Source organism: Streptomyces sp. NPDC026672 (assembly GCF_040638185.1).
Taxonomy (GTDB): domain Bacteria; phylum Actinomycetota; class Actinomycetes; order Streptomycetales; family Streptomycetaceae; genus Streptomyces.
Genome location: NZ_JBEZXS010000011.1, coordinates 1 through 21,797 on the forward strand (window position 1 = coordinate 1; position 21,797 = coordinate 21,797).

A 21,797-nucleotide genomic window follows, 5' to 3' on the forward strand; every position below is an offset into this window, starting at 1 on the left:
CGACGACCCGACAGGTCACGACTCCCACGGAATCACCACTGCTATCCCCGACCAGCGGAAACGCACCGATCACGCCCGAAAAGACAACAGCTTCTGAGATGTCCCAGCGTGTCACAGCACCGGTGATCTCTTTGGCCATCAGCAGGAGCCCTCCGTGATTAAGCGTTGTGTACGTGCCCAAGCCTAGAGCGGCGTGGGATTCCGCTGTCCCGCACGCAGTAGCCCACTGAAGTTTGATGTTGAGGTGGCTGCCGTCAGTCATGACAGATCAGTTGGAAGGTGTGGGCCACTGCTCTGACTTCGCAGGCTGAGAAAACGACGGATGAGCTAGTTGGCTTCAGCTGCGGCCGGTCCATCGTCTATCGCAGCGCGGAGCGAGAGGCACCGCGCCGCTGCGACGCCTCGCAGACACACCCGCGAGGGATCTTGTCAGCATCACCCAACGTGCGGCCCTGATCGAACATCCGCTCACGCATCGCTCACGCAGAACCCCGAAAACGCCACAGCGCCCGACCCGACCGAAGCCGACCCGAGCGCTGCGTAGCAGGTCAGAAGGGGTTTCCCCTCCCCCGCACCGGTAGGCCCTGTGGGACTCGAACCCACAACCAATGGATTAAAAGTCCACTGCTCTGCCAATTGAGCTAAGGGCCCCGGCGGTGTTGCCTCCCCGAGCATAGCCGGACGAGGCCGGGTCTCCGATCGGGTATCGGGGACGCGGCCGCGTCGGGGCGTGGGACGGGCCGGCTCACGGCTCCGTCGCGGGCGTGCGGGACGCCCCCGGGGCCGCCGTGCGGGCGCGGTCCGGCCGCAGGAACCAGTGGCGGGCCGAGACCAGCCACCACGTCGCCGCGAAGCCCAGGACGACCAGGACGGCCACCGGCGCGTAGTTGAACGTCTCCCCGGTGACCGGGGAGACCTGCGGGAGCATGAAGAGGACCGTGATGACGCCGACCCACACCACCGACACCACCCCGATCGCCTGCGACCAGCGGCCCAGGTGCCACGGCCCCCGCTCGAACGCCGCGCCCTTGCGCACCCGCAGCAGCGTCGGGACCACGTACGCGATGTAGAGGCCGATCACGGCGATCGAGGTCACCGCCGCGTACGCCGTCACATTGATCAGGTACGGCAGCCCGAGCACCAGCGCGCCCGCCGCCGCCAGCCAGACCGCCGCGACCGGGGTGCGCGTGCGCGGGCTGACCGTGTGCCAGACCCGCGAGAAGGGCAGCGCGCCGTCCCGCGAGAAGGCGTAGATCATACGGCTGTTGGCCGTCACCGACGCCATCCCGCAGAACAGCTGCGCCCCGATCACGACCAGCAGGAGCAGCTTCCCGGCGGTGGCCCCCAGCGCGTCCAGCAGGATCTGGGCCGGCGGCGCCCCGGTCGGCGACGCCAGTTCCTTGTCGTACGACTGGATCGCGAAGGTGAAGCCCAGGAGGAGGACGAAGCCGGCTATCCAGGACGTCCAGATCGAGCGGACGATGCCCTTCGGGCCCGCCGTGGACGCGTCGTGCGTCTCCTCCGTCATGTGCGCCGAGGCGTCGTACCCGGTGAAGGTGTACTGCGCCATCAGGAGGCCGAGCAGGACGACGTACACCCCGCTGCCCCAGCCCGTGTTGTTCACGAAGTGCGTGAACACGAAGGACGCCGACTGATGGTGGTCCGGTACGAAGGCCAGCGCGCCGACGATCACCCCGACGCCCAGCACGTGCCACCACACGCTCACGCTGTTGAGGAACGCCACGATCCGCACGCCGAAGGTGTTCAGCAGGCCGTGCAGCACCAGGATCGCCGCGAAGAGGAGGACCGTACGGCCCGGTGTCACCTCGAAGTCGAACTGGAGGTTCAGATACGCGCCCAGGAACGACGCGGCGCCGAAGTCGATGCCCGCGGTCACCGCCACCTGGCCGAGCACGTTGAACCAGCCCGTGAACCACGCCCAGGCCGCCGCCGAGCGGGGCGGCGCGAGGCGGTGCGCCCAGAAGTAGAGGCCCGCCGACGTCGGGTACGCCGAGCAGATCTCGGCCATCGACAGACCCACGAACAGCGTCATCAGGCCGACCCCGACCCAGCCCCAGACGATCACGGCGGGCCCGCCGGTGTTCATCCCGAAGAGATAGAGGGTCAGGCACCCGGACAGGACCGAGATGATCGTGAAGGAGACCGCGTAGTTGGAGAAGGCCGACATGCGGCGGGCGAGGACCTGTGTGTAGCCGAGTTGGGCGAGCCGTTCCTCGTCGGACAGCCCGCTCGCTCCCTGGGGCATGGCGTCATCTGTCATGCCCCCAGCGATTCCCCCGTCGACAGCGTGACATGCGTCACTCCGTGGCCGGAACGCGCCGTCGTATACGCAATCGCCTTACGCCAGGCGTCGTACACACGCGAGCGGGCCCGCACGACCGTGTGGTCGTGCGGGCCCGCTTCACACGGTCCGGCCGGGGTCAGCCGTTGCGCTTCCAGCGCGGCTTGTCGTCCCGGCGGCCGAAGGAACCGGAGCCGGAGCCGGAGGAACCGCCGCGGTGGTCGTCACGACGGCCGTACGGGCGGTCGTGGCCGGAGGGGCGGAAGCCCGGACGGTCGCTGCCCTGCCGGTCGCGGTTGAACGGGCGGTCGCTGCCCCGGTGCCCACCGCGCTCGTCCCGGCGGAAGCCGCCACGGTCGTCGCGGCGCTCGAAGGAGCGGCCACCGCGGTCGTCACGACGGTCGTCGCGGCGGTCACGGTCACGGTCGAAGGAACGGTCACGGTCGAACGGACGGCGGTCGTCGCGACGCTCGAAGGAACGACCACCACGGTCACCCCGGTCGTCACGACGCTCGAAACCACGGCCGCCCCGGTCGTCACGGCGGTCGTCCCGACGGTCACGGTCGAACGGACGACGGTCGTCGCGACGCTCGAAGGAGCGGCCACCCCGGTCGTCACGACGGTCGTCACGGCGGTCACGGTCACGGTCGAAGGAACGGTCACGGTCGAACGGACGACGGTCGTCACGACGCTCGAAGGAACGACCACCACGGTCACCCCGGTCGTCACGACGCTCGAAGGAGCGGCCACCGCGGTCGTCACGACGGTCGTCGCGGCGGTCACGGTCACGGTCGAAGGAACGCTCCCGGTCCCTGCGCTCGTACGAACCGGTCCCCGCCGGGCGCTCCTGCCGCTCCTGCCGCTCCGAGCGGTCCACGTCCTGCGCGACCGGCTGCTCCGGCACGACCGCACCGGTCGGCGCGGTCGCCTCGGCGACCGTCTCCGCCTCGGCCACGACCTGTGCCTCGGCCACCGCGGCCTCGGGGTCCTCGCCCCGCTCGCGGGCGACCCGTGCGACGAGGCGGTCGGCCTCCTCGCGCAGCTCGGTGGCGCGGCGCTGGGCGCGCTCCAGCTCCTTGGTGAGCTGCGCGACCTCGCGCTCGGCCTGCTGGGCGGCGTTGCCCGCGGACTCGGCCTGGACTTCGGTCATGGACCGGGCGCCGGTGATGTCGGCGACCTCCGGGTCGAAGGCGGCGCCGCCCTGGATGATGTGGCGCGCGGCGTCGACGCCCGCGTCCTCCATCAGCCGGAAGATCTGGCGGCGCTGGTGCGGCAGCGAGAGGGAGACGACGGTGCCCGTGCGGCCGGCGCGGGCCGTGCGGCCGGCGCGGTGCAGGTAGTCCTTGTGGTCGCCCGCCGGGTCCACGTTCAGGACGAGGTCGATGCCGTCCACGTGGATGCCGCGCGCCGCGACGTCGGTGGCGACCAGGACGTTGACGTACCCGTCCTTGAAGTCGGCCAGCGTGCGGGTGCGCGCGCCCTGGGTCATGCCGCCGTGCAGCGCGTCGGCCTTCACACCCGCGTCGCGCAGCTGCTCGGCGACGCGGTCGGCGCCGAGCTGGGTGCGGACGAAGATGATCGTGCGGCCCTTGCGGGAGGCGATGGCCGCGGTGACCGGCGCCTTGTCCTTGGGCTTCACGATCAGGATGTGGTGGGACATCGTCGTGACCGCGCCCTGGGCGGCGTCGACCTCGTGCGACACCGGGTCGACGAGGTAACGCTTGACCAGCGTGGAGATCTCGTTCTCCATCGTGGCGGAGAACAGCATGCGCTGGCCGCCCGCCGGGACCTGGTCGAGCAGTTCGGTGACCTCGGGCAGGAAGCCCAGGTCGGACATCTGGTCGGCCTCGTCGAGGACGGCGATCTGCACGTCCTCCAGGGAGCAGGCGCCGCGGTTGATGATGTCGCGCAGCCGGCCGGGCGTGGCGACCAGGACGTCCACGCCGCGCTCCAGGGCGTAGATCTGGTTGCCCATGGAGGTGCCGCCGCAGACGACCTTCATCTTCAGGCCGAGGACGTCGCCGTACGGCTGGAGGGCGTCGGCGACCTGCATGGCCAGCTCACGGGTGGGCGTGAGGATGACGGCGCGCGGGCGCTTCTTCTCCGTGTGGCCGTCGGCCAGCGTGGCCAGCGTGGGCAGGCCGAAGGAGAGGGTCTTGCCGGAGCCGGTGCGGCCGCGGCCGAGGATGTCCTTGCCGATCAGGGCGTCCGGGATGGTCGCGGCCTGGATCGGGAAGGGGACGGTGACGCCGTTCTGCGCGAGCTTGCGCACCACACCCTCGGGCAGGCCGAGGTCGGCGAAGGTGGTCTGGGGGGTGTCAGCGGTCTCGGTGACCGGGGTCGCGTCGTCGTGAACGGTGTTCTCGTTCTCGTTGTTCGAGTTTTCGGACACGACGATGTGATCAGTACTGGACACGGACATGCGAATGCGAAACCTTCCGGAGTCTCGTCGGCACGCGCCCGTCAACTCCGTGATTCGTCTACGACCGCCTCTATGCGGTCAGCCACGGCAAAGGAGAGAACGCGCCACACGGCGCGCTCTGCGTTGGCGCCGGGCAAATGGGATCAAACGATCTACCACCATACGCACCCACCACCCCTCAAGGCAAACCGAGCCCATAGTCGCAGGTCAGACCGGCGCTCCGGCCGCGGGCGCCGGTTCCCGCCGGACCAGTTGCGGCCCCGTCTCCTCGTGGGCGGACGACGACGGTTCCGCGGTGGGGAGCGTGGGCGGGGAGGCCGGCGGCTCGGCGGGCGGCGGGGTCGGCGTGGGGTCCGAGGGCCGGGTGGGGGTCGGCTGCTCCTGGCTCGGGAGCTGGACGCCCGGACCGTCCGTACCGCGGCCCGGCCGCGCCGGCGCACCGGACGCGTCCGCCGTGCCGGACGGCGAGGCCGACGCGCGCCCCGACTCCCCCGGCTTCGCCTTGCCGCCGTGGCCCCGATCACCGTCTCCCGCCCGGCCGCCGTACCCGGCGACCCCGCCCGGCACGGCCGCGCCGCCGTCCGGCGCCTCACCGCCGCGCCGCCCCGCCGAGTGCGAGGGGCCGGCCCGGCCGGCGTCCTCACCCACGTTCACACAGCCGGCGGCCGCGGCCACGGTCAGCACCGCGGCGGCCAGTCGGACGGGTACGTACAAGGGGCGCACGGCGGCCACCTCCGGGGGCGGATCGGGAAGTCAAGCTGCCCAACTCCCGTCGCCCGCAAGAGGACACGCGTGCAGCACTCACCCGTAGCCGAGGGCGTGCAACCGGGCGTCGTCGATCCCGAAATGGTGGGCGATTTCGTGCACCACGGTCACCTCGGTCTCGGCGACGACCTCCTCGCGGGTGGCGCACATGCGCAGGGTCGGCCCGCGGTAGATCGTGATGCGGTCCGGCAGCACCCCCGCGTACCACTCGCCGCGATCGGTCAGCGGGGTCCCCTCGTACAGCCCGAGCAGCTCGGGGTCGTCGGCGGGCGGCTCGTCCTCGACGAACACCGCGACGTTGTCCATCAGCCGTGTCAGCTCCGGCGGAATCCGGTCCAGCGCCTCGGCGACCAGTTCCTCGAACTCCTCGCGCGTCATCTCCAGCACGAGCCCATTGTCCGGTACGCGCGGGCCGTACGAGAGTGCTCGCGCGGGTCGGCACGAGGTTCCGGAGTGCCGCATATCCGCCCGCGTGTCTGGGCATACGGCACGAATGGTCAGCGTCACCACCGTCCTCCTCGACCGCGTACGGAAGGCGATCCGCACCCGAACGGCCCGCCGCACGGCCCCCGGGCGCGACTCATCGGTCCCCGGGCGCGGCGCGACGACCCCCGGGCGCGACGCCGCAGGCCGCGGGCGCGGTGCGTCCCGCTCCCCGACGGCCCTGCCCGCCCTCGAACTCGCCGGCGCGCCGCGCCCGTGGGTGCGGGCCCTCGGGCTGACGGCGGTGGTGCTGGTCGGCGCCTGGCTGGGGCTGCTGATCGTCGGGAACGTGCGCGCGCCGGTCGGGCCGATGAACACGACGATGACCCTGCGCCCGTCCCTCACCGGCGGCACGAAGATCAACGTGTCGCCGCTGGGCGCGCTCACCCTCGACAGCCACGTGGCACCCGTCCGGCTCGACGTCAACGTCGACCAGCTCGACCCCGAACGCGCGCAGGCCCTGGTCGACCACCCCGAGCGCCTGTCCGGCCTCCAGGACGAGGTGGCGACGGACGTCGAGCACGGCACGCTCGACCTCGCCGTGCGCTCCTGCGTGGCCGTGGTGGGGGGCGCGACGGCGCTCGGCCTCGCCGTCTACCGCCGCCCGCGCCGCGCCCTGGCGGCCGGCGGCCTCGCGCTCACCCTCCTCGCGGCCTCGGGCGCGACGGCGTACGCCACCTGGAACCCCAAGTCGGTGCTGGAGCCGAAGTTCTCGGGCCTGCTGTCCTCGGCGCCCTCGGTGGTCGGCAACGCGCGCAACATCGTCACCGAATTCGACGTCTACCAGAAGGAGTTGGCCCGTCTGGTGACGAACGTGACGAAGCTGTACGACGTCACGTCCACGCTTCCCGCCTACGAACCCGACCCGACGACCATCCGGGTGCTGCACGTGTCCGACATCCACCTCAACCCGGCGAGCTGGAAGATCATCGCCTCGCTGGTGAAGCAGTACGACGTGAACGTGATCGTCGACTCCGGCGACACGATGGACCACGGCACGGCGGCGGAGAACGGCTTCCTGGACCCGGTCGCCAACCTGGGCGTGCCGTACGTCTGGGTGCGCGGCAACCACGACTCGCTGGAGACGCAGCGCTACCTGGCCCGCATGAAGAACGTGCGGGTGCTGGACGACGGGCGGGCGCGGACGGTCGCGGGGCTGCGCTTCGCGGGGATCGGCGACCCGCAGTACACCCCCGACCGCTCGGTGGTGCCGGGCGGCGACGCGGCGGAGCGGCTGGCCGGGGACCGGCTGGCGTCGGCGCTGCGCGACCAGAGGGCGGCCGGCACACCGGTGGACGTGGCGGTCGCCCATGAGCCGGTGGCGGCGCGGGAGACGGACGGCGAGGTGCCGATCGTGCTCGCCGGCCATCTGCACCACGAGGGCGACGAGGTCATGCGGTACGGCACCCGGCTGCGGATCGAGGGGTCGACGGGGGGCAGCGGACTGCGGGCCGTGGAGGGCAAGTACCCCGATCCGATCGAGGCGTCGATCCTCTACTTCGACCGGGACAGCCGCACGCTCCAGGCGTGGGACGAGATCAAGCTGGGCGGTCTGGGGCTGACGACCGCCGAGGTCAGCCGTCACCTGCCGGAGTCGAACCAGCCGGGGGCCACACCGAGCCCCCCGAATCCCTCCGGCACGGCCTCTCCCAGCGGTCCGTAAACCGTTTTGGCGATCCTCCCCGCCATCCCATATGCTTCTCACGTCCCCGACGCGCTGAGAAGCGCCCAGGCGGGCCGATAGCCCTCATCGTCTAGCGGCCTAGGACGCCGCCCTTTCAAGGCGGTAGCACGGGTTCGAATCCCGTTGGGGGCACGCAAGATCGTGTGCGACACTGTTGCACGCACAGCTTGGTCCTGTGGAGCAGTTTGGAGTGCTCGCCACCCTGTCAAGGTGGAGGCCGCGGGTTCAAATCCCGTCAGGACCGCTGAGGTTCCCTCGGGAACCTCGTGGCTGGGTAGCTCAGTTGGTACGAGCGTCCGCCTGAAAAGCGGAAGGTCGCCGGTTCGACCCCGGCCCCAGCCACCACAGCCCTCATCAGGGCACACACCCCCTCCGGGTTCTTTCGGAGGGGGTGTTTTCGTGTGCCGTGCGGCGGTCGCTCTCGCCTGACCTGTTCGGACAAGTTTTGGGTGGGGGGCTTTACCTTGCGCTGGAGGGCTCGTCGTGTTCTGGTCATCTTGACTTGGTCAATCACCCACCAAAGATCCTTATGTTCACGGTCAAGCAAAGGACAAGAACACCAACGGAGGATGTTGTGTCCCTGGATCTTCGTGGGGCTCGGCGATTCGCCGCTCCCGCGGCCGCCGCAGTCGCCGCGGCGGTCGTGACGATGGTGGTCAACCCGACGCTGGGCGCGTCGGCTTCGGCTCCGCACGACTCGGCCAAGGCCAAGAACCCGGCTGTCAAGAACGTCATCTTCATCAACGGCGACGGCATGGGCGCCGCCATGCGCCAGGCCGCCCGCCTGCACCTGAACGGCCTGGGCGGCCAGCTCGCGATGGACAAGCTGCCCGCCTCGGGCCAGCTGACCACCGAGCCGGACGACCCGAAGGCCGTCGTCACCGACTCGGCCGCCGCGGCGACCGCGTGGGCCACGGGCGAGAAGACCTACAACGGCGCGATCAGCGTCGACGTGGACGGCAACCCGCTGGCCACCCTCGGCCAGCAGGCCAAGGCGGCCGGCAAGGCCACGGGCCTGGTCACCACCGCCCAGGTCACCGACGCCTCGCCGGCGGCGTTCTTCTCGAACACCGCCAACCGCTCGGCGCAGGACGAGATCGCCCGCCAGTACATCGAGGTCAGCAAGCCCGACGTCATCCTGGGCGGCGGCGAGGACTGGTGGCTGCCCGCGGGCAGCGCCGGCGCCTTCAAGGACCAGCCCGCCGAGGACCCGTCCGAGGCGAGCAAGGGCACCAAGGGCGACCTGATCAAGAAGGCCCAGAAGGCCGGCTACTCCTACGTCAGCAACGGCGACCAGCTGAACCGCGCCAAGGGCGGCAAGCTCCTCGGCCTCTTCGCCAACGAGGAGATGTTCCAGCAGCGCGCCGAGGGCCAGGGCGACGTGTACAGCCCGGTGGTCGGTCTCTCCACCATGACCAGCAAGGCCCTGAGCACGCTGGACAAGAACAAGAAGGGCTTCTTCCTCATGGTCGAGGAGGAGGGCACCGACGAGTTCGCGCACTCCAACAACGGCACCCGCGTCCTGCAGTCCATGCAGGAGCTGGAGAAGGCCGTGGCCGTGGCCCGCGCCTACGTCGCCACCCACCCCGACACCCTGCTGGTCGTCACCGGCGACCACGAGACCGGCGGCCTGGCCGTCGAGGAGTCGGACGCCGCCGACGAGTCCGGCGACGGCATCTCCGCCGAGGACGGTCCCTTCACCATCCGCGGCAGCGAGAAGAACTTCTCCATCGACTGGACCACGTCCGGCCACACCGGTGTGGACGTTCCGGTGACCGCCGCGGGACCGCTGTCCGACCGCTTCACCGGCAAGCACGCCAACACCCACGTGTACGACGTGCTGCACCAGGCCCTGACGCGCCGCTGACCGCGTAGGACCCCCGCCCCGGCCACGCCCCTCGCCCCGCTCCACGGGTGTGAGGGGCGTGGCCGGAGTCCGTCGGTGGGGCAGGACGGTCGCTTGGTACGCAAGGGGCGCGGCGCTACGTTGTGCGGCGTCGGATCGGGAGTCGATCGGGAGTCGATCGGGAGTCGGGGGACGGGCGATGGCACGGGGCGGTACGGGAGTTGCTCAGGAGACCGAGCTGGAGAAGTACCGGGCGCGGTACGGACTGCTCGCCGTCATCGTCAGCAATCTCGCGATCACCGTGGTCGCCGTCTTCGGCGTCTGGCGGCTCGACGGCGACACCGCGGTCGTCGTCGGCGTACTGACCGCCGCCTTCACCGCGATGAGCAGCATGACCACGGCCTACCTGGGGATCAAGGCCATCTCCAACACCGCGCGCTCCATCGCCCTGGGCGACGGCGCCACGTCCCGGCGCGAGACCCCGGCCCCCGCCCCGCGCACCCCCGACCAGGCGCTGACCGGTCAGTGAACGGGTGATGACGAGGCGTTCCACATCATTCGGTCGCCACGGACAAAACCGTTCGCCAGCAATTTCCGCGGGGTGAGATCCTGGACCGCGTATGTCTACGCATCCAGCCCCCGCCCTCGGCGCCCTCGCCCCCCGCCTGACCGAGCTGTCGCTGCGCGACGCCCACCGGCTCGGACGCAGGCTGGAGGGTGCCCGCAGGATCCGCAAGCCCGAGGCCCGTGCCGCCGTCCTCGCCGAGATCGAGGCAGAGGTCGGCAAGGCCGAGGCCCGCATGGCCGAGCGGCGAGCCGGCGTGCCCCCGGTCGGTTATCCGGAGCAGCTGCCCGTCAGCCAGAAGAAGGACGAGATCGCGGCCGCCATCCGCGATCACCAGGTCGTCATCGTCGCCGGTGAGACCGGCTCCGGGAAGACCACGCAGATCCCCAAGATCTGCATGGAACTCGGCCGCGGCGTGCGCGGCATGATCGGCCACACCCAGCCCCGCCGCATCGCCGCCCGCACGGTGGCCGAGCGCGTCGCGGAGGAGCTGCGCACCCCGCTCGGCCAGGCCGTCGGCTGGAAGGTCCGCTTCACCGACCAGGTGAACCCGGACGCCACCTTCGTGAAGCTGATGACGGACGGCATCCTGCTCGCCGAGATCCAGACCGACCGCGAGCTGCGCGCCTACGACACGATCATCATCGACGAGGCCCACGAGCGGTCCCTGAACATCGACTTCCTGCTCGGCTACCTGGCCCAGCTGCTGCCCAAGCGCCCGGACCTCAAGGTCGTCATCACCTCCGCGACCATCGACCCCGAGCGCTTCTCCCGGCACTTCGGCGACGCCCCGATCGTCGAGGTGAGCGGACGCACGTACCCGGTGGAGGTCCGCTACCGGCCGCTCCTGGAGGAGACCGCCGAGGAGGAGGCGGACGCGGACCGGGACCAGATCACCGCGATCACGGACGCCGTCGAGGAGCTGATGGCGGAGGGGCAGGGCGACATCCTCGTCTTCCTGTCCGGCGAGCGCGAGATCCGGGACACGGCGGACGCGCTGGAGAAGAAGAGATACAGATTCACGGAAGTCCTGCCGCTGTACGCCCGGCTCTCGCACGCCGAGCAGCACCGGGTCTTCCAGCAGCACACCGGACGCCGGATCGTGCTCGCGACCAACGTCGCCGAGACCTCCCTCACCGTCCCCGGCATCAAGTACGTCATCGACCCCGGCTTCGCCCGCATCTCCCGCTACAGCCACCGCACCAAGGTCCAGCGCCTGCCGATCGAACCGGTCTCCCAGGCCAGCGCCAACCAGCGCAAGGGCCGCTGCGGCCGTACGTCCGACGGCATCTGCATCCGGCTGTACTCGGAGGACGACTTCCTCGCCCGCCCGGAGTTCACGGACGCGGAGATCCTGCGGACCAACCTCGCCTCCGTCATCCTCCAGATGACCGCGGCCGGCCTCGGCGACATCGAGAAGTTCCCCTTCATCGACCCGCCGGACCACCGCAACATCCGGGACGGCGTACAGCTCCTCCAGGAGCTGGGCGCCCTCGACCCGGCCCAGAAGGACGTGCGCAAGCGGCTCACGGACACCGGCCGCAAGCTCGCCCAGCTGCCCGTCGACCCGCGGCTGGCCCGCATGGTGCTGGAGGCGGACCGCAACGGCTGTGTGCGCGAGGTCATGGTGATCGCCGCCGCGCTGTCCATCCAGGACCCGCGCGAGCGCCCGGCCGACAAGCAGGCGCAGGCCGACCAGCAGCACGCCCGCTTCAAGGACGAGACCAGCGACTTCCTCGCCTATCTGAACCTGTGGCGGTACGTCCGCGAGCAGCAGAAGGAGCGCGGTTCCAGCAGCTTCCGCCGGATGTGCAAGCAGGAGTACCTGAACTTCCTGCGCATCCGCGAATGGCAGGACATCTACACACAGCTGCGCACGGTCGCCAAGCAGATGGGCATCCACCTCGACGAGGAGGATGCCCCGTCGGACCGCGTGCACGTCTCCCTCCTCGCCGGCCTGCTCTCGCACGTCGGGATGAAGGACGTGAAGGACGGCAACAAGAACGAGTACCTGGGCGCCCGCAACGCCAAGTTCGCGGTCTTCCCCGGCTCGGCGCTGTTCCGCAAGCAGCCGCGGTTCCTGATGTCGGCCGAGCTGGTGGAGACCAGCCGGCTGTGGGCCCGGGTCAACGCGAAGATCGAGCCCGAGTGGGTCGAGCCGCTCGCCGGCCACCTCCTGAAACGGACGTACAGCGAGCCGCACTGGGAGAAGGACCAGGCGGCGGTGATGGCGTACGAGAAGGTCACGCTGTACGGCGTGCCGATCGTCGCCCAGCGGAAGGTCAACTACGGGCGGATCGACCCCGAGGTCTCCCGCGAGCTGTTCATCCGCAACGCCCTGGTCGAGGGCGACTGGCGCACGCACCACAAGTTCTTCGCGGACAACCGCAGGCTCCTCAGCGAGGTCGAGGAGCTGGAACACCGCGCCCGGCGCCGGGACATCGTCGTCGACGACGAGACCCTGTTCGACTTCTACGACCAGCGGGTCCCCGAACACGTCGTCTCCGGCGCCCACTTCGACTCCTGGTGGAAGCACAAGCGGCACGAGCAGCCCGACTTCCTCGACTTCGGGCGGGAGATGCTCATCCGGGAGTCGGCGGAGGCGGTCACCAAGGCCGACTATCCGGACTCCTGGCGGCAGGGGCAGCTCAAGTTCCGGGTGACGTACCAGTTCGAGCCGGGGGCGGACGCGGACGGCGTGACGGTCCACATCCCGCTCCAGGTGCTCAACCAGGTCACGGACGAGGGCTTCGACTGGCAGATCCCGGGCCTGCGGGAGGAAGTCGTCACCGAGCTGATCCGCTCCCTGCCGAAGCCGATCCGCCGCAACTACGTGCCGGCGCCGAACTACGCGAAGGCGTTCCTGGAGAAGGCGGTGCCCCTCCAGGAGCCGCTGGCGGTGACCATGGCCCGTGAGCTGAAGCGGATGGTCGGGGTGCCCTTCGAGGCGGACGACTTCGACTGGGCGAGGGTCCCCGAGCATCTGAAGATCACGTTCCGGATCGTGGACGAACGGCGCCGCAAGCTGGCCGAGGACAAGGACCTGGAGGCGCTGAAGCTGCGGCTGCGGCCCAAGGCGCGCCAGGCGCTGTCGCAGGCCGCCGCGGCCACGGCGGAGCGCCGGGGCGGCGAGTCGCTGGAGCGCTCGGGCCTCACCGACTGGACGATCGGCACGCTCACCCGGGTCTTCGAGACGCGCCGGGCCGGGCAGCCGGTGAAGGCGTACCCGGCGCTGGTGGACGACGGCGACACGGTGTCCGTGCGGCTCTTCGACACGGAGGAGGAGCAGGCCGAGGCGATGTGGCGGGGCACCCGGCGGCTCGTCCTGCGCACCATCCCGGTGAACCCGGCGAAGTTCGCCTCCGAGCATCTGACGAACGCCCAGAAGCTCGGGTTGTCGGCGAACCCGCACGGGTCGATCCAGGCGCTGTTCGACGACTGCGCGATGGCCGCGGCGGACAAGCTGATCGCGGACTTCGGGGGGCCGGTCTGGGACGAGGAGTCGTACCGGAAGCTCTACGACAAGGTGCGGGCGGAGATCGTCGACACGACGGTCCGCACGGTCGGGCAGGTGCAGCAGGTCCTCGCCGCCTGGCAGGCCGCCGAGCGCCGTCTGAAGGGCGTACGGAGCCCCGCGCTGCTGCCGAACCTGACGGACGTGCGCACGCAGCTGGACGGCCTCGTGAAGCCCGGCTTCGTGACGTGGGCGGGGATACGGCGGCTGCCGGACCTGATGCGGTATCTGATCGCCGTGGACCGGCGGTTGCAGCAGATGGCGGCGAACGTGCAGCGGGACACCACGCGGATGGAGAAGGTGCACGAGATGCGGGACGAGTACGCGTGGCTCCTGGAGCAGCTGCCCCAGGGCCGGCCGACACCGGCCGCCGTGCTGGACATCCGCTGGATGATCGAGGAGCTGCGGGTCAGCTATTTCGCGCACGCGCTGGGCACGGCGTACCCCGTGTCGGACAAGCGGATCGTGAAGGCGATCGACGCCGCCGCTCCGTGACCGATCCCGTACGGAGGGTGAGTTCGACCCTGGGCTCACCCTCCTGTACAGTCTCTTCTCGCAGCGCAACGCACGAATGGCACTGCGAAACCAGGTCCTGTGGAGCAGTTTGGAGTGCTCGCCACCCTGTCAAGGTGGAGGCCGCGGGTTCAAATCCCGTCAGGACCGCACACGAAGGGCTCACCGCAAGGTGGGCCCTTTCTGCATGCCCCACACCGGGGGAGGCCGCGCCCGCGGCGGAGCCGCAATCAGACACAGCAAATCCCGTCAGGACCGCACGCGAAGGGGCTCGTCGGGAGGTGGGGTCGTCTGTGTGCACTGGGGGCCCACCACAAGGTGGGCCCTTTCTGCGTTTCCTCTTTTTCGGTCCGTTCGGCGGGAAGCGGGGGGTCCTGTTCTGTGTTCATGTCTTGGTGACGGGGGCGGGTGAGTGGGGTGAGTGGCGTTCGAGGGCGGTACGGCGGTTGTGCGGGCACGGGGCGGCCTCGGGGTCCCCGCACCTTGACGGAGTCACATTCGGTCGGTACGCAGGGAGGAGGGCCCGTTTTCGGGGCGGGCCGGGGAGGTGGCGCATGGCGACGTCCGCATCGGCCCGGCACGAGACACGCGCACTGCTCCGGGCACACCTGTCGGCCGCGTCCTCCTACGGGCACGTGACCCGGCACTGTCCCATCTGCCACCGCCTCCTGCGCCTGGCCATGGACGCGCCCCCGGGCACCGGCCGGCTCCCGGAGGACCCCGTCGAGGACGACGACCCGGCCCCCGCGTGAACGCGCCCGTCCGCTTCCGCCCCAACACCCGTGCCACGGTGGGTCGGTGGGCGGACGCACGGCCCTTTAGCGCACACAGGACGGCGCCAACAAGCTTCACGACATGTGACGGGTGTCACCGCATAAGTTCCTGAAGAGTACGTGCCCGCCACAGCCCTACAACCGGTCAATTTAATATGTGCAATTGCACCGGTTCCACAGCCCCTCCACAGCGGATCGAACACCGGCTCCCCACCCGTCCCCAGACTTCGACAGGCCCGCTCACGAACCGTCCGCAACCCGCTCCCCCGGCGCACAAAAAAGATCGCGCTGGACCCGGCGGAGTCCAGCGCGATCTACGACGCACCCTGTGCTGATGCCAGAACGTTCTTCTCGGCTTGGGCGTGGGCCCTGTTGGGGCAGGTCCCGCGTCGCTTGGAGCTAGGGTTTCGGGTGTGGCGACCAGTGGGGGACCGGCCGTTATGCCCGATTATGGAGTTGTTCAGGCCTCGCTGCGCTGCTGCGGGATGCCCGCGAGCAGTGCGCGGACCTCGGCCTCGCGGTAACGGCGGTGCCCGCCGAGCGTACGGATCGACGTGAGCTTGCCGGCCTTCGCCCACCGCGTGACCGTCTTCGGGTCAACGCGGAACATCGTGGCGACCTCAGCCGGGGTCAGCAGCGGCTCGGCATCAGGGGTGCGAGCGGTCATGAGCGGCCTCCTCGGGAGAACCGAACCTTCTCGGTTCTTTCCTCTAAATTCTGCACCTTGACCCGCGTTGCCCGAAATGGCGGACGCGAGTCGAGTCGGTTATAGGACGAACGGCTTGTCCTCGGCACTACAACTACACCATCTGTCCAGCCGCGTCGGCCAAACCGATGGAATTGCCCTCCCAGGTGTTCATCAGCGACGGAAGCCGATGGACCATGCCATAGCGGACAGTCACGCCACTGTGACGATCAGTCACAGTGGCGCGCAGGAGTCACCAGACCCCCCTAAAGCGTGCAATGCTGAGCCCTTCCCGAGCTCCTTGTCCTATTTTGGCATGAGGAGTGGCAAGAGACGCAAGAGCCGCGTAAGTGCGCTCCGTCACGCTTGACACATAAGCCCGGATCGGAACCAACGTCCCGTCAGGTCAGGGATGTGCGGTAGACCGTACGCGGTCACACGCTGTTTCGACCGTGACGTACGTCACATCAACCCCATTGATCGGCGCGTCAGTTCGCCGAACGCCGGTCCCGTACCGACCGCCACCGCTCCACGAGCCGCCCGTACGCCTCCCCGGCGGCCTCCCCGTCCCCCCGCCGCAGCGCGTCGATGCCCTCGGCGACGTCGGCCGCCGAGTGATCACCCTCCAGCTCGCCGGCCGGCAGCGCGTGCACCAGACCGCCGTAGTCCAACTCGACCAGCGAGCGCGGGTGGAACTCCTCCAGCCAGCGCCCCACGTCCACCAGACCGTCGATCAACGGCCCCTCGTCGATGGTGTCCTTGAGCGTGCGCAGCCCCCGCGCCACCCGCCGCCGCGCCTGCACCATGGGCGTGCGGTAGCGCAGCACCGGCGGCTCGCCCTCCGCCTCCGCGGCCCCCTTCGTGTACTGCCGCTCCTCGTCGGCGACCAGCACGAACCAGTTGAGCGGCACCTGCCAGGTCGCCGTGCGGATCCAGGGCCGGGCGTCGGGATTGCGGGCGAGCCAGCGCTCGTAGTCCTGGGTCGCCTGCCGGCGCACGACCGGCGGCAGCACCGCGTCCAGGACCGGCGGCGCCAACTCCTCCGCCAGGTCCCCGAGCGCCTGCCAGCCGCGCAGCCGGGTGCGCCAGGGGCACACGCAGACCACGCCGTCGACGTCCACCACGAAGGCCTCGCCGCTCTCGTGCACCGGAACCGCCACCGGAGGAGTGGGCAGCAGGTCGGCCAGCGAGCGCCGCAGCTCGTCCTGGTAGGAGGGGCGGTCGGGCCGGCGCGCGTAACGCGCCCAGTGGGTCCGCTCCGGCTCCGGGAAGGCGGCCAGGGGCTCGTAGACACGCAGGTACGTCGCATACGGGACGATCACCGAGGACACCTTGGGCACGCCTGCTCCCTCCCCACCGGACCCGGCTCGAAACCCGTACGGAACCCGCACGGGACCCGTACGAGCCGTGCTCGAACGGACGGGAAACCTCTGCAAATCGTGCCACGTCCATGCGTGCGCGCACGCCCTCGGAGGGTGATCCTGAACACTGCGCGGATGGCGGGCGGGCGCAGGCCCTACGCTCATGCCACGGCACCCGCCACCCGCACGGGAGCCCAGTCTCCACTCGCCGCTACTTACCCAGGAGTCACCACCGTGACCGACGTAACCGGCGCACCTGCTGATGTCCTGCACACCCTGTTCCACTCGGACCAGGGTGGCCATGAGCAAGTCGTGCTCTGCCAGGACCGGACCACCGGTCTCAAGGCCGTCATCGCCATCCACTCCACCGCCCTCGGCCCCGCGCTCGGCGGTACGCGCTTCTACCCGTACGCCACGGAGGCCGAGGCCGTCACCGACGCCCTCAACCTCGCGCGCGGCATGTCGTACAAGAACGCCATGGCCGGACTCGACCACGGCGGCGGCAAGGCCGTGATCATCGGCGACCCGGAGCGGGACAAGACCGAGGAACTGCTGCTCGCCTACGGGCGGATGGTGGCCTCGCTCGGCGGGCGGTACGTCACCGCGTGCGACGTCGGCACCTACGTCGCCGACATGGACGTCGTGGCCCGCGAGTGCCGCTGGACGACCGGTCGCTCCCCCGAGAACGGCGGCGCCGGCGACTCCTCCGTCCTCACCGCCTTCGGCGTCTACCAGGGCATGCGCGCCTCCGCCCAGCACCTGTGGGGCGACCCCTCGCTGCGCGGCCGCAAGGTCGGCATCGCGGGCGTCGGCAAGGTCGGGCACCACCTGGTCGGGCATCTGCTCGACGAGGGCGCCCAGGTCGTCGTCACGGACGTGCGCCGGGAGGCCGTGGGCCGGGTCTCCGACCAGTACCCGTCCGTGGCCGTGGCCGCCGACACCGACGCGCTGATCCGCGTCGAGGGGCTGGACGTCTACGCCCCGTGCGCGCTCGGCGGCGCCCTGAACGACGACAGCGTGCCCGTGCTCACCGCCAAGGTGGTGTGCGGCGCCGCCAACAACCAGCTCGCCCACCCGGGCGTGGAGAAGGACCTCGCCGACCGCGGGATCCTCTACGCGCCGGACTACGTGGTGAACGCCGGCGGCGTGATCCAGGTGGCCGACGAGCTGCACGGGTTCGACTTCGAGCGGTGCAGGGCCAAGGCGGCGAAGATCTTCGACACCACGCTGGCCATCTTCGCTCGTGCGAAGGAGGACGGAATCCCGCCGGCCGCCGCGGCCGACCGGATCGCCGAGCAGCGCATGCACGAGGCCGGTGCCGCCCGCGGACGCTGACGTTCCGCGGGGTTGGCCGGTACCCGCCGGGGGACAGTTGGAGAGAACTCTCACGTTCGTCGGCGGGTCGCCTGCCAAGAAGTGGTTAAAATCGCGGTTGACCAGCGGGGACGGGGCGCCCCGCGGGTTGGGGAGCTGGGCACGTGCTGCGGGCGACGTACCGTATGGGCGTGGGCTCAGGTACCGTGGAAGCCCTACGGACCGGCCTCTCTACGGAGAGTCCGTTCCGGATCATGAACGCGTGTCAGACTCTGGGGCCGTCGAGCCCCGTCGTTGAGGGGGTCGAGCCATGGGGCGCGGCCGGGCCAAGGCCAAGCAGACGAAGGTCGCCCGCCAGCTGAAGTACAACAGCGGTGGGACGGACCTCTCACGCCTGGCCGAGGAGCTGGGCGCATCGCCATCGAACCAGTCGCCGCCGAACGGTGACCATTTCGAGGACGATGAGCAGGACGATGACCTGTACTCACGTTACGCCGACCTCTACGAGGACGACGACGAGGAGGACGAGGACGACCAGTCCTCACGGCACCGTCGCGGAGCTTGACCTTGTACTGAGCACCCACCCGGTCGGTGACTTCGGTCACCGACCGGGTTCTGTGCTGCTTACAGGGATCAGCTCGCGTAGTCGCCCACCAGGGCGGCTCCCGTCGTGTGCGCACCGCGGTCGGTGATCTCGCCCGCCACCCAGGACCCGACCCCGCGGTCGGCCAGGGTCGCGAGGGCGACGTCCACCGACTCCTGCGGCACGACCGCGATCATGCCGACACCCATGTTCAGGGTCCGCTCCAGCTCCAGGCGCTCGACGTCGCCGGCCTTGCCGACCAGGTCGAAGACCGCGCCGGGCGTCCAGCTGGCGCGGTCGACGACCGCGTGCAGGCCGTCGGGGACGACACGGGCCAGGTTGGCCGCGAGCCCGCCGCCGGTGATGTGCGAGTAGGCGTGGACGTCGGTGGTGCGCAGCAGGGCCAGGCAGTCCAGCGAGTAGATCTTCGTGGGCTCCAGCAGTTCCTCGCCGAGGGTGCGGCCGAGGTCGTCGACGTGCGCTTCGAGGGCGAGGCCGGCCCGGTCCAGCAGGACGTGACGGACCAGGGAGTACCCGTTGGAGTGAAGCCCGGACGACTCCATGGCGATCACCGCGTCACCCTTACGGATACGATCCGCGCCGAGCAGCCGGTCGGCCTCCACGACGCCCGTACCGGCGCCGGCGACGTCGAAGTCGTCCTCGCCCAGCAGACCCGGGTGTTCGGCCGTCTCGCCGCCCACCAGGGCGCAGCCGGCCAGCACACAGCCCTCCGCGATGCCCTTCACGACGGCCGCGACACGCTCGGGGTGGACCTTGCCGACACAGATGTAGTCGGTCATGAACAGCGGCTCGGCGCCGCACACCACGATGTCGTCCATGACCATGGCGACCAGGTCGTGCCCGATCGTGTCGTACACGCCCATCCGGCGGGCCACGTCGACCTTGGTGCCCACGCCGTCGGTGGCGGAGGCGAGCAGGGGGCGCTCGTAGCGCTTGAGGGCGGAGGCGTCGAAGAGGCCGGCGAAGCCGCCGAGGCCGCCGAGGACCTCGGGGCGCCCGGTCTTGCGCACCCATTCCTTCATCAGCTCGACGGCGCGGTCGCCCGCCTCGATGTCGACGCCGGCGGCCGCGTAGGAAGCACCGGCGGAACGACCCGTCGCCGAAGAGGACTGATCAGACACAGCAGACATCGCCTGGGTTCTTTCGGGTTGGTTTCTACGGGGCTTACGGGCGACGGATCGCGTCGGCCGCGGCCGTGGCTGCCGGACCGGCGGCCAGCTCGGTCTCCAGGAGCTGCTTGCCGAGCAGCTCGGGGTCCGGGAGCTCCATCGGGTACTCGCCGTCGAAGCAGGCGCGGCACAGGTTCGGCTTGGCGATGGTGGTCGCGTCGATCATGCCGTCGATGGAGATGTACGCCAGGGAGTCGGCGCCGAGCGAGGTGCCGATCTCGTCGATGGTCATGCCGTTGGCGATGAGCTCGGCACGGGTGGCGAAGTCGATGCCGAAGAAGCACGGCCACTTCACGGGCGGGGAGGAGATCCGGATGTGGACCTCGGCGGCGCCGGCCTCGCGCAGCATGCGGACCAGGGCCCGCTGGGTGTTGCCACGCACGATGGAGTCGTCGACGACGACCAGGCGCTTGCCCTTGATGACTTCCTTGAGCGGGTTCAGCTTCAGCCTGATGCCGAGCTGCCGGATGGTCTGCGACGGCTGGATGAAGGTCCGCCCGACATAGGCGTTCTTCACCAGTCCGGCCCCGAAGGGGATGCCGCTGGCCTCCGCGTAGCCGATGGCGGCCGGGGTGCCGGACTCCGGCGTCGCTATCACCAGGTCGGCGTCCACGGGCGCCTCCGCGGCGAGCCGGCGGCCCATCTCGACACGGGAGAGGTAGACGTTGCGGCCGGCGATGTCCGTGTCCGGGCGGGCCAGGTACACGTACTCGAAGACACAGCCCTTCGGCTTCGCTTCCGCGAATCGCGAGGTGCGCAGGCCGTTCTCGTCGATCGCCACGAACTCGCCGGGCTCTATCTCGCGGACGTAGCTGGCGCCCGTGATGTCGAGGGCGGCGGACTCCGAGGCGACGACCCAGCCGCGCTCCAGGCGGCCCAGCACCAGGGGGCGGATGCCCTGCGGGTCGCGGGCGGCGTAGAGGGTGTGCTCGTCCATGAAGACGAGGCTGAAGGCGCCGCGCACCTTCGGGAGGACCGCGTGGGCGGCCTCCTCGATGGTCATGGGCTTGCCGTCGTCGTCGACCTGGCCCGCGAGGAGGGCGGTGACCAGGTCGGTGTCGTTGGTCGCGGCAACCCGGGTGGAGCGGCCGTTGGTGTCCTTCGGCAGGTCGGCGACCAGCTCGGCGAGGTGCGCCGTGTTCACCAGGTTGCCGTTGTGGCCGAGCGCGATGGAGCCGTGCGCGGTGGCCCGGAACGTCGGCTGGGCGTTCTCCCAGACGGAGGCGCCGGTGGTCGAGTAGCGGGCGTGTCCGACCGCGATGTGACCCTGGAGGGAGCCGAGGGAGGTTTCGTCGAAGACCTGGGAGACCAGTCCCATGTCCTTGAAGACGAGGATCTGGGAGCCGTTGCTGACCGCGATTCCCGCGGATTCCTGACCCCGGTGCTGGAGGGCGTAGAGCCCGAAGTACGTGAGCTTTGCGACCTCTTCGCCCGGAGCCCAGACACCGAAGACGCCACACGCGTCCTGGGGGCCTTTCTCGCCGGGGAGCAGATCGTGATTGAGTCGACCGTCACCACGTGGCACGGCACCGAGTGTAGGCGAGATCGCCCGCTGGGCCGAATGGGTCGGGCGGCCGTGACACTGTGTGCCTGCCTGGTCACAGAGGTGGGGCGACGAAGACGGTCTCGGTGTTTTCCCTGGTCAACGTGATGGCGCGAGGGCCGAGGCGGTAGGTGACGGCGCCGTCGGAGAAGCCCGGCGGCCGCTTTTCGGTGTGCATGAGTGAGGCGTCGCACATCATTCGGGTCGTCCTGGGAGTGCCCAGGGTGATTCGGGCGTCGCGCACCGTGGCGGGT

Annotated in this window: 16 protein-coding genes and 5 tRNA genes; 11 read left to right on the forward strand and 10 right to left on the reverse strand. The window is 70.1% G+C overall.

Annotated features, from left to right (window positions below):
• Positions 1–578: 578 nt before the first annotated feature.
• The 5 genes from AB0F77_RS14820 to AB0F77_RS14840 all read right to left on the reverse strand — a co-directional run bounded on the left by AB0F77_RS14820 (position 579) and on the right by AB0F77_RS14840 (position 5,876).
• Positions 579–651: transfer RNA gene (locus AB0F77_RS14820), tRNA-Lys, on the reverse strand.
• 94 nt (positions 652–745) lie between these two features.
• Entirely contained in the window at positions 746–2,281 is a 1,536-nt protein-coding gene (locus AB0F77_RS14825) for an amino acid permease (RefSeq protein WP_361947146.1), read from the reverse strand.
• Positions 2,282–2,441: 160 nt separating this feature from the next.
• Positions 2,442–4,724, reverse strand: a complete 2,283-nt coding sequence (locus AB0F77_RS14830; RefSeq protein ID WP_361947149.1) for a DEAD/DEAH box helicase — start codon at positions 4,722–4,724, stop codon at positions 2,442–2,444.
• A gap of 207 nt (positions 4,725–4,931) precedes the next feature.
• Positions 4,932–5,447, reverse strand: coding sequence for a hypothetical protein (locus tag AB0F77_RS14835; RefSeq protein WP_361947152.1), 516 nt, complete (start codon positions 5,445–5,447; stop codon positions 4,932–4,934).
• A 78-nt stretch (positions 5,448–5,525) separates the two neighbouring features.
• Positions 5,526–5,876 (reverse strand): metallopeptidase family protein, encoded by a 351-nt coding sequence (locus AB0F77_RS14840; RefSeq protein ID WP_055637702.1) that lies wholly within the window; start codon positions 5,874–5,876, stop codon positions 5,526–5,528.
• 106 nt (positions 5,877–5,982) lie between these two features.
• Here AB0F77_RS14840 and AB0F77_RS14845 point away from each other — a divergent pair, with 106 nt between their 5' ends.
• The 9 genes from AB0F77_RS14845 (at position 5,983) to AB0F77_RS14885 (ending at position 14,846) form a co-directional block, all read left to right on the forward strand.
• Complete coding sequence (locus AB0F77_RS14845; RefSeq protein WP_361947156.1) at positions 5,983–7,635, forward strand: metallophosphoesterase; 1,653 nt, start codon at positions 5,983–5,985, stop codon at positions 7,633–7,635.
• A gap of 80 nt (positions 7,636–7,715) precedes the next feature.
• Positions 7,716–7,788 (forward strand) — tRNA-Glu (locus AB0F77_RS14850).
• Between the two features lie 37 nt (positions 7,789–7,825).
• Positions 7,826–7,900, forward strand: a tRNA-Asp gene (locus AB0F77_RS14855).
• A 24-nt stretch (positions 7,901–7,924) separates the two neighbouring features.
• Positions 7,925–8,001: transfer RNA gene (locus AB0F77_RS14860), tRNA-Phe, on the forward strand.
• Between the two features lie 229 nt (positions 8,002–8,230).
• The gene (locus AB0F77_RS14865) at positions 8,231–9,523 is read left to right on the forward strand and encodes an alkaline phosphatase (RefSeq protein ID WP_361947159.1); all 1,293 of its coding nucleotides are present in this window, start codon (positions 8,231–8,233) and stop codon (positions 9,521–9,523) included.
• Positions 9,524–9,701: 178 nt separating this feature from the next.
• Positions 9,702–10,031, forward strand: a complete 330-nt coding sequence (locus AB0F77_RS14870; protein WP_361947162.1) for a hypothetical protein — start codon at positions 9,702–9,704, stop codon at positions 10,029–10,031.
• Positions 10,032–10,122: 91 nt separating this feature from the next.
• Positions 10,123–14,076, forward strand: a complete 3,954-nt coding sequence (gene hrpA, locus AB0F77_RS14875; protein ID WP_361947165.1) for an ATP-dependent RNA helicase HrpA — start codon at positions 10,123–10,125, stop codon at positions 14,074–14,076.
• Between the two features lie 93 nt (positions 14,077–14,169).
• Positions 14,170–14,244, forward strand: a tRNA-Asp gene (locus AB0F77_RS14880).
• 404 nt (positions 14,245–14,648) lie between these two features.
• Complete coding sequence (locus AB0F77_RS14885; RefSeq protein ID WP_361947168.1) at positions 14,649–14,846, forward strand: DUF6274 family protein; 198 nt, start codon at positions 14,649–14,651, stop codon at positions 14,844–14,846.
• Between the two features lie 481 nt (positions 14,847–15,327).
• Here the strand turns inward: AB0F77_RS14885 and bldC are convergent, their stop codons facing one another.
• Positions 15,328–15,534: a developmental transcriptional regulator BldC gene (bldC, locus tag AB0F77_RS14890; protein ID WP_003949541.1), complete on the reverse strand. Its 207-nt coding sequence runs from the start codon at positions 15,532–15,534 to the stop codon at positions 15,328–15,330.
• A gap of 506 nt (positions 15,535–16,040) precedes the next feature.
• Positions 16,041–16,892, reverse strand: coding sequence for a hypothetical protein (locus tag AB0F77_RS14895; RefSeq protein WP_361947171.1), 852 nt, complete (start codon positions 16,890–16,892; stop codon positions 16,041–16,043).
• Positions 16,893–17,147: 255 nt separating this feature from the next.
• On the opposite strand from AB0F77_RS14895, the gene AB0F77_RS14900 reads away from it, so the two are divergent.
• On the forward strand, positions 17,148–18,248 hold the full coding sequence (locus tag AB0F77_RS14900; RefSeq protein WP_361947174.1) for a Glu/Leu/Phe/Val dehydrogenase dimerization domain-containing protein: 1,101 nt from the start codon (positions 17,148–17,150) through the stop codon (positions 18,246–18,248).
• A gap of 289 nt (positions 18,249–18,537) precedes the next feature.
• Positions 18,538–18,792, forward strand: a complete 255-nt coding sequence (locus AB0F77_RS14905) for a DUF3073 domain-containing protein (RefSeq protein WP_361947177.1) — start codon at positions 18,538–18,540, stop codon at positions 18,790–18,792.
• Between the two features lie 68 nt (positions 18,793–18,860).
• Here AB0F77_RS14905 and purM read toward each other — a convergent pair whose 3' ends face one another.
• The 3 genes from purM to AB0F77_RS14920 all read right to left on the reverse strand — a co-directional run bounded on the left by purM (position 18,861) and on the right by AB0F77_RS14920 (position 21,787).
• On the reverse strand, positions 18,861–19,961 hold the full coding sequence (purM, locus tag AB0F77_RS14910) for a phosphoribosylformylglycinamidine cyclo-ligase (RefSeq protein WP_361947180.1): 1,101 nt from the start codon (positions 19,959–19,961) through the stop codon (positions 18,861–18,863).
• A 34-nt stretch (positions 19,962–19,995) separates the two neighbouring features.
• On the reverse strand, positions 19,996–21,525 hold the full coding sequence (gene purF / locus AB0F77_RS14915) for an amidophosphoribosyltransferase (protein WP_361947183.1): 1,530 nt from the start codon (positions 21,523–21,525) through the stop codon (positions 19,996–19,998).
• A 73-nt stretch (positions 21,526–21,598) separates the two neighbouring features.
• Positions 21,599–21,787 carry an META domain-containing protein gene (locus AB0F77_RS14920; RefSeq protein ID WP_361947186.1) on the reverse strand — a complete coding sequence of 63 codons (189 nt, stop codon included), beginning with the start codon at positions 21,785–21,787 and terminating at the stop codon, positions 21,599–21,601.
• Positions 21,788–21,797 lie beyond the last annotated feature (10 nt).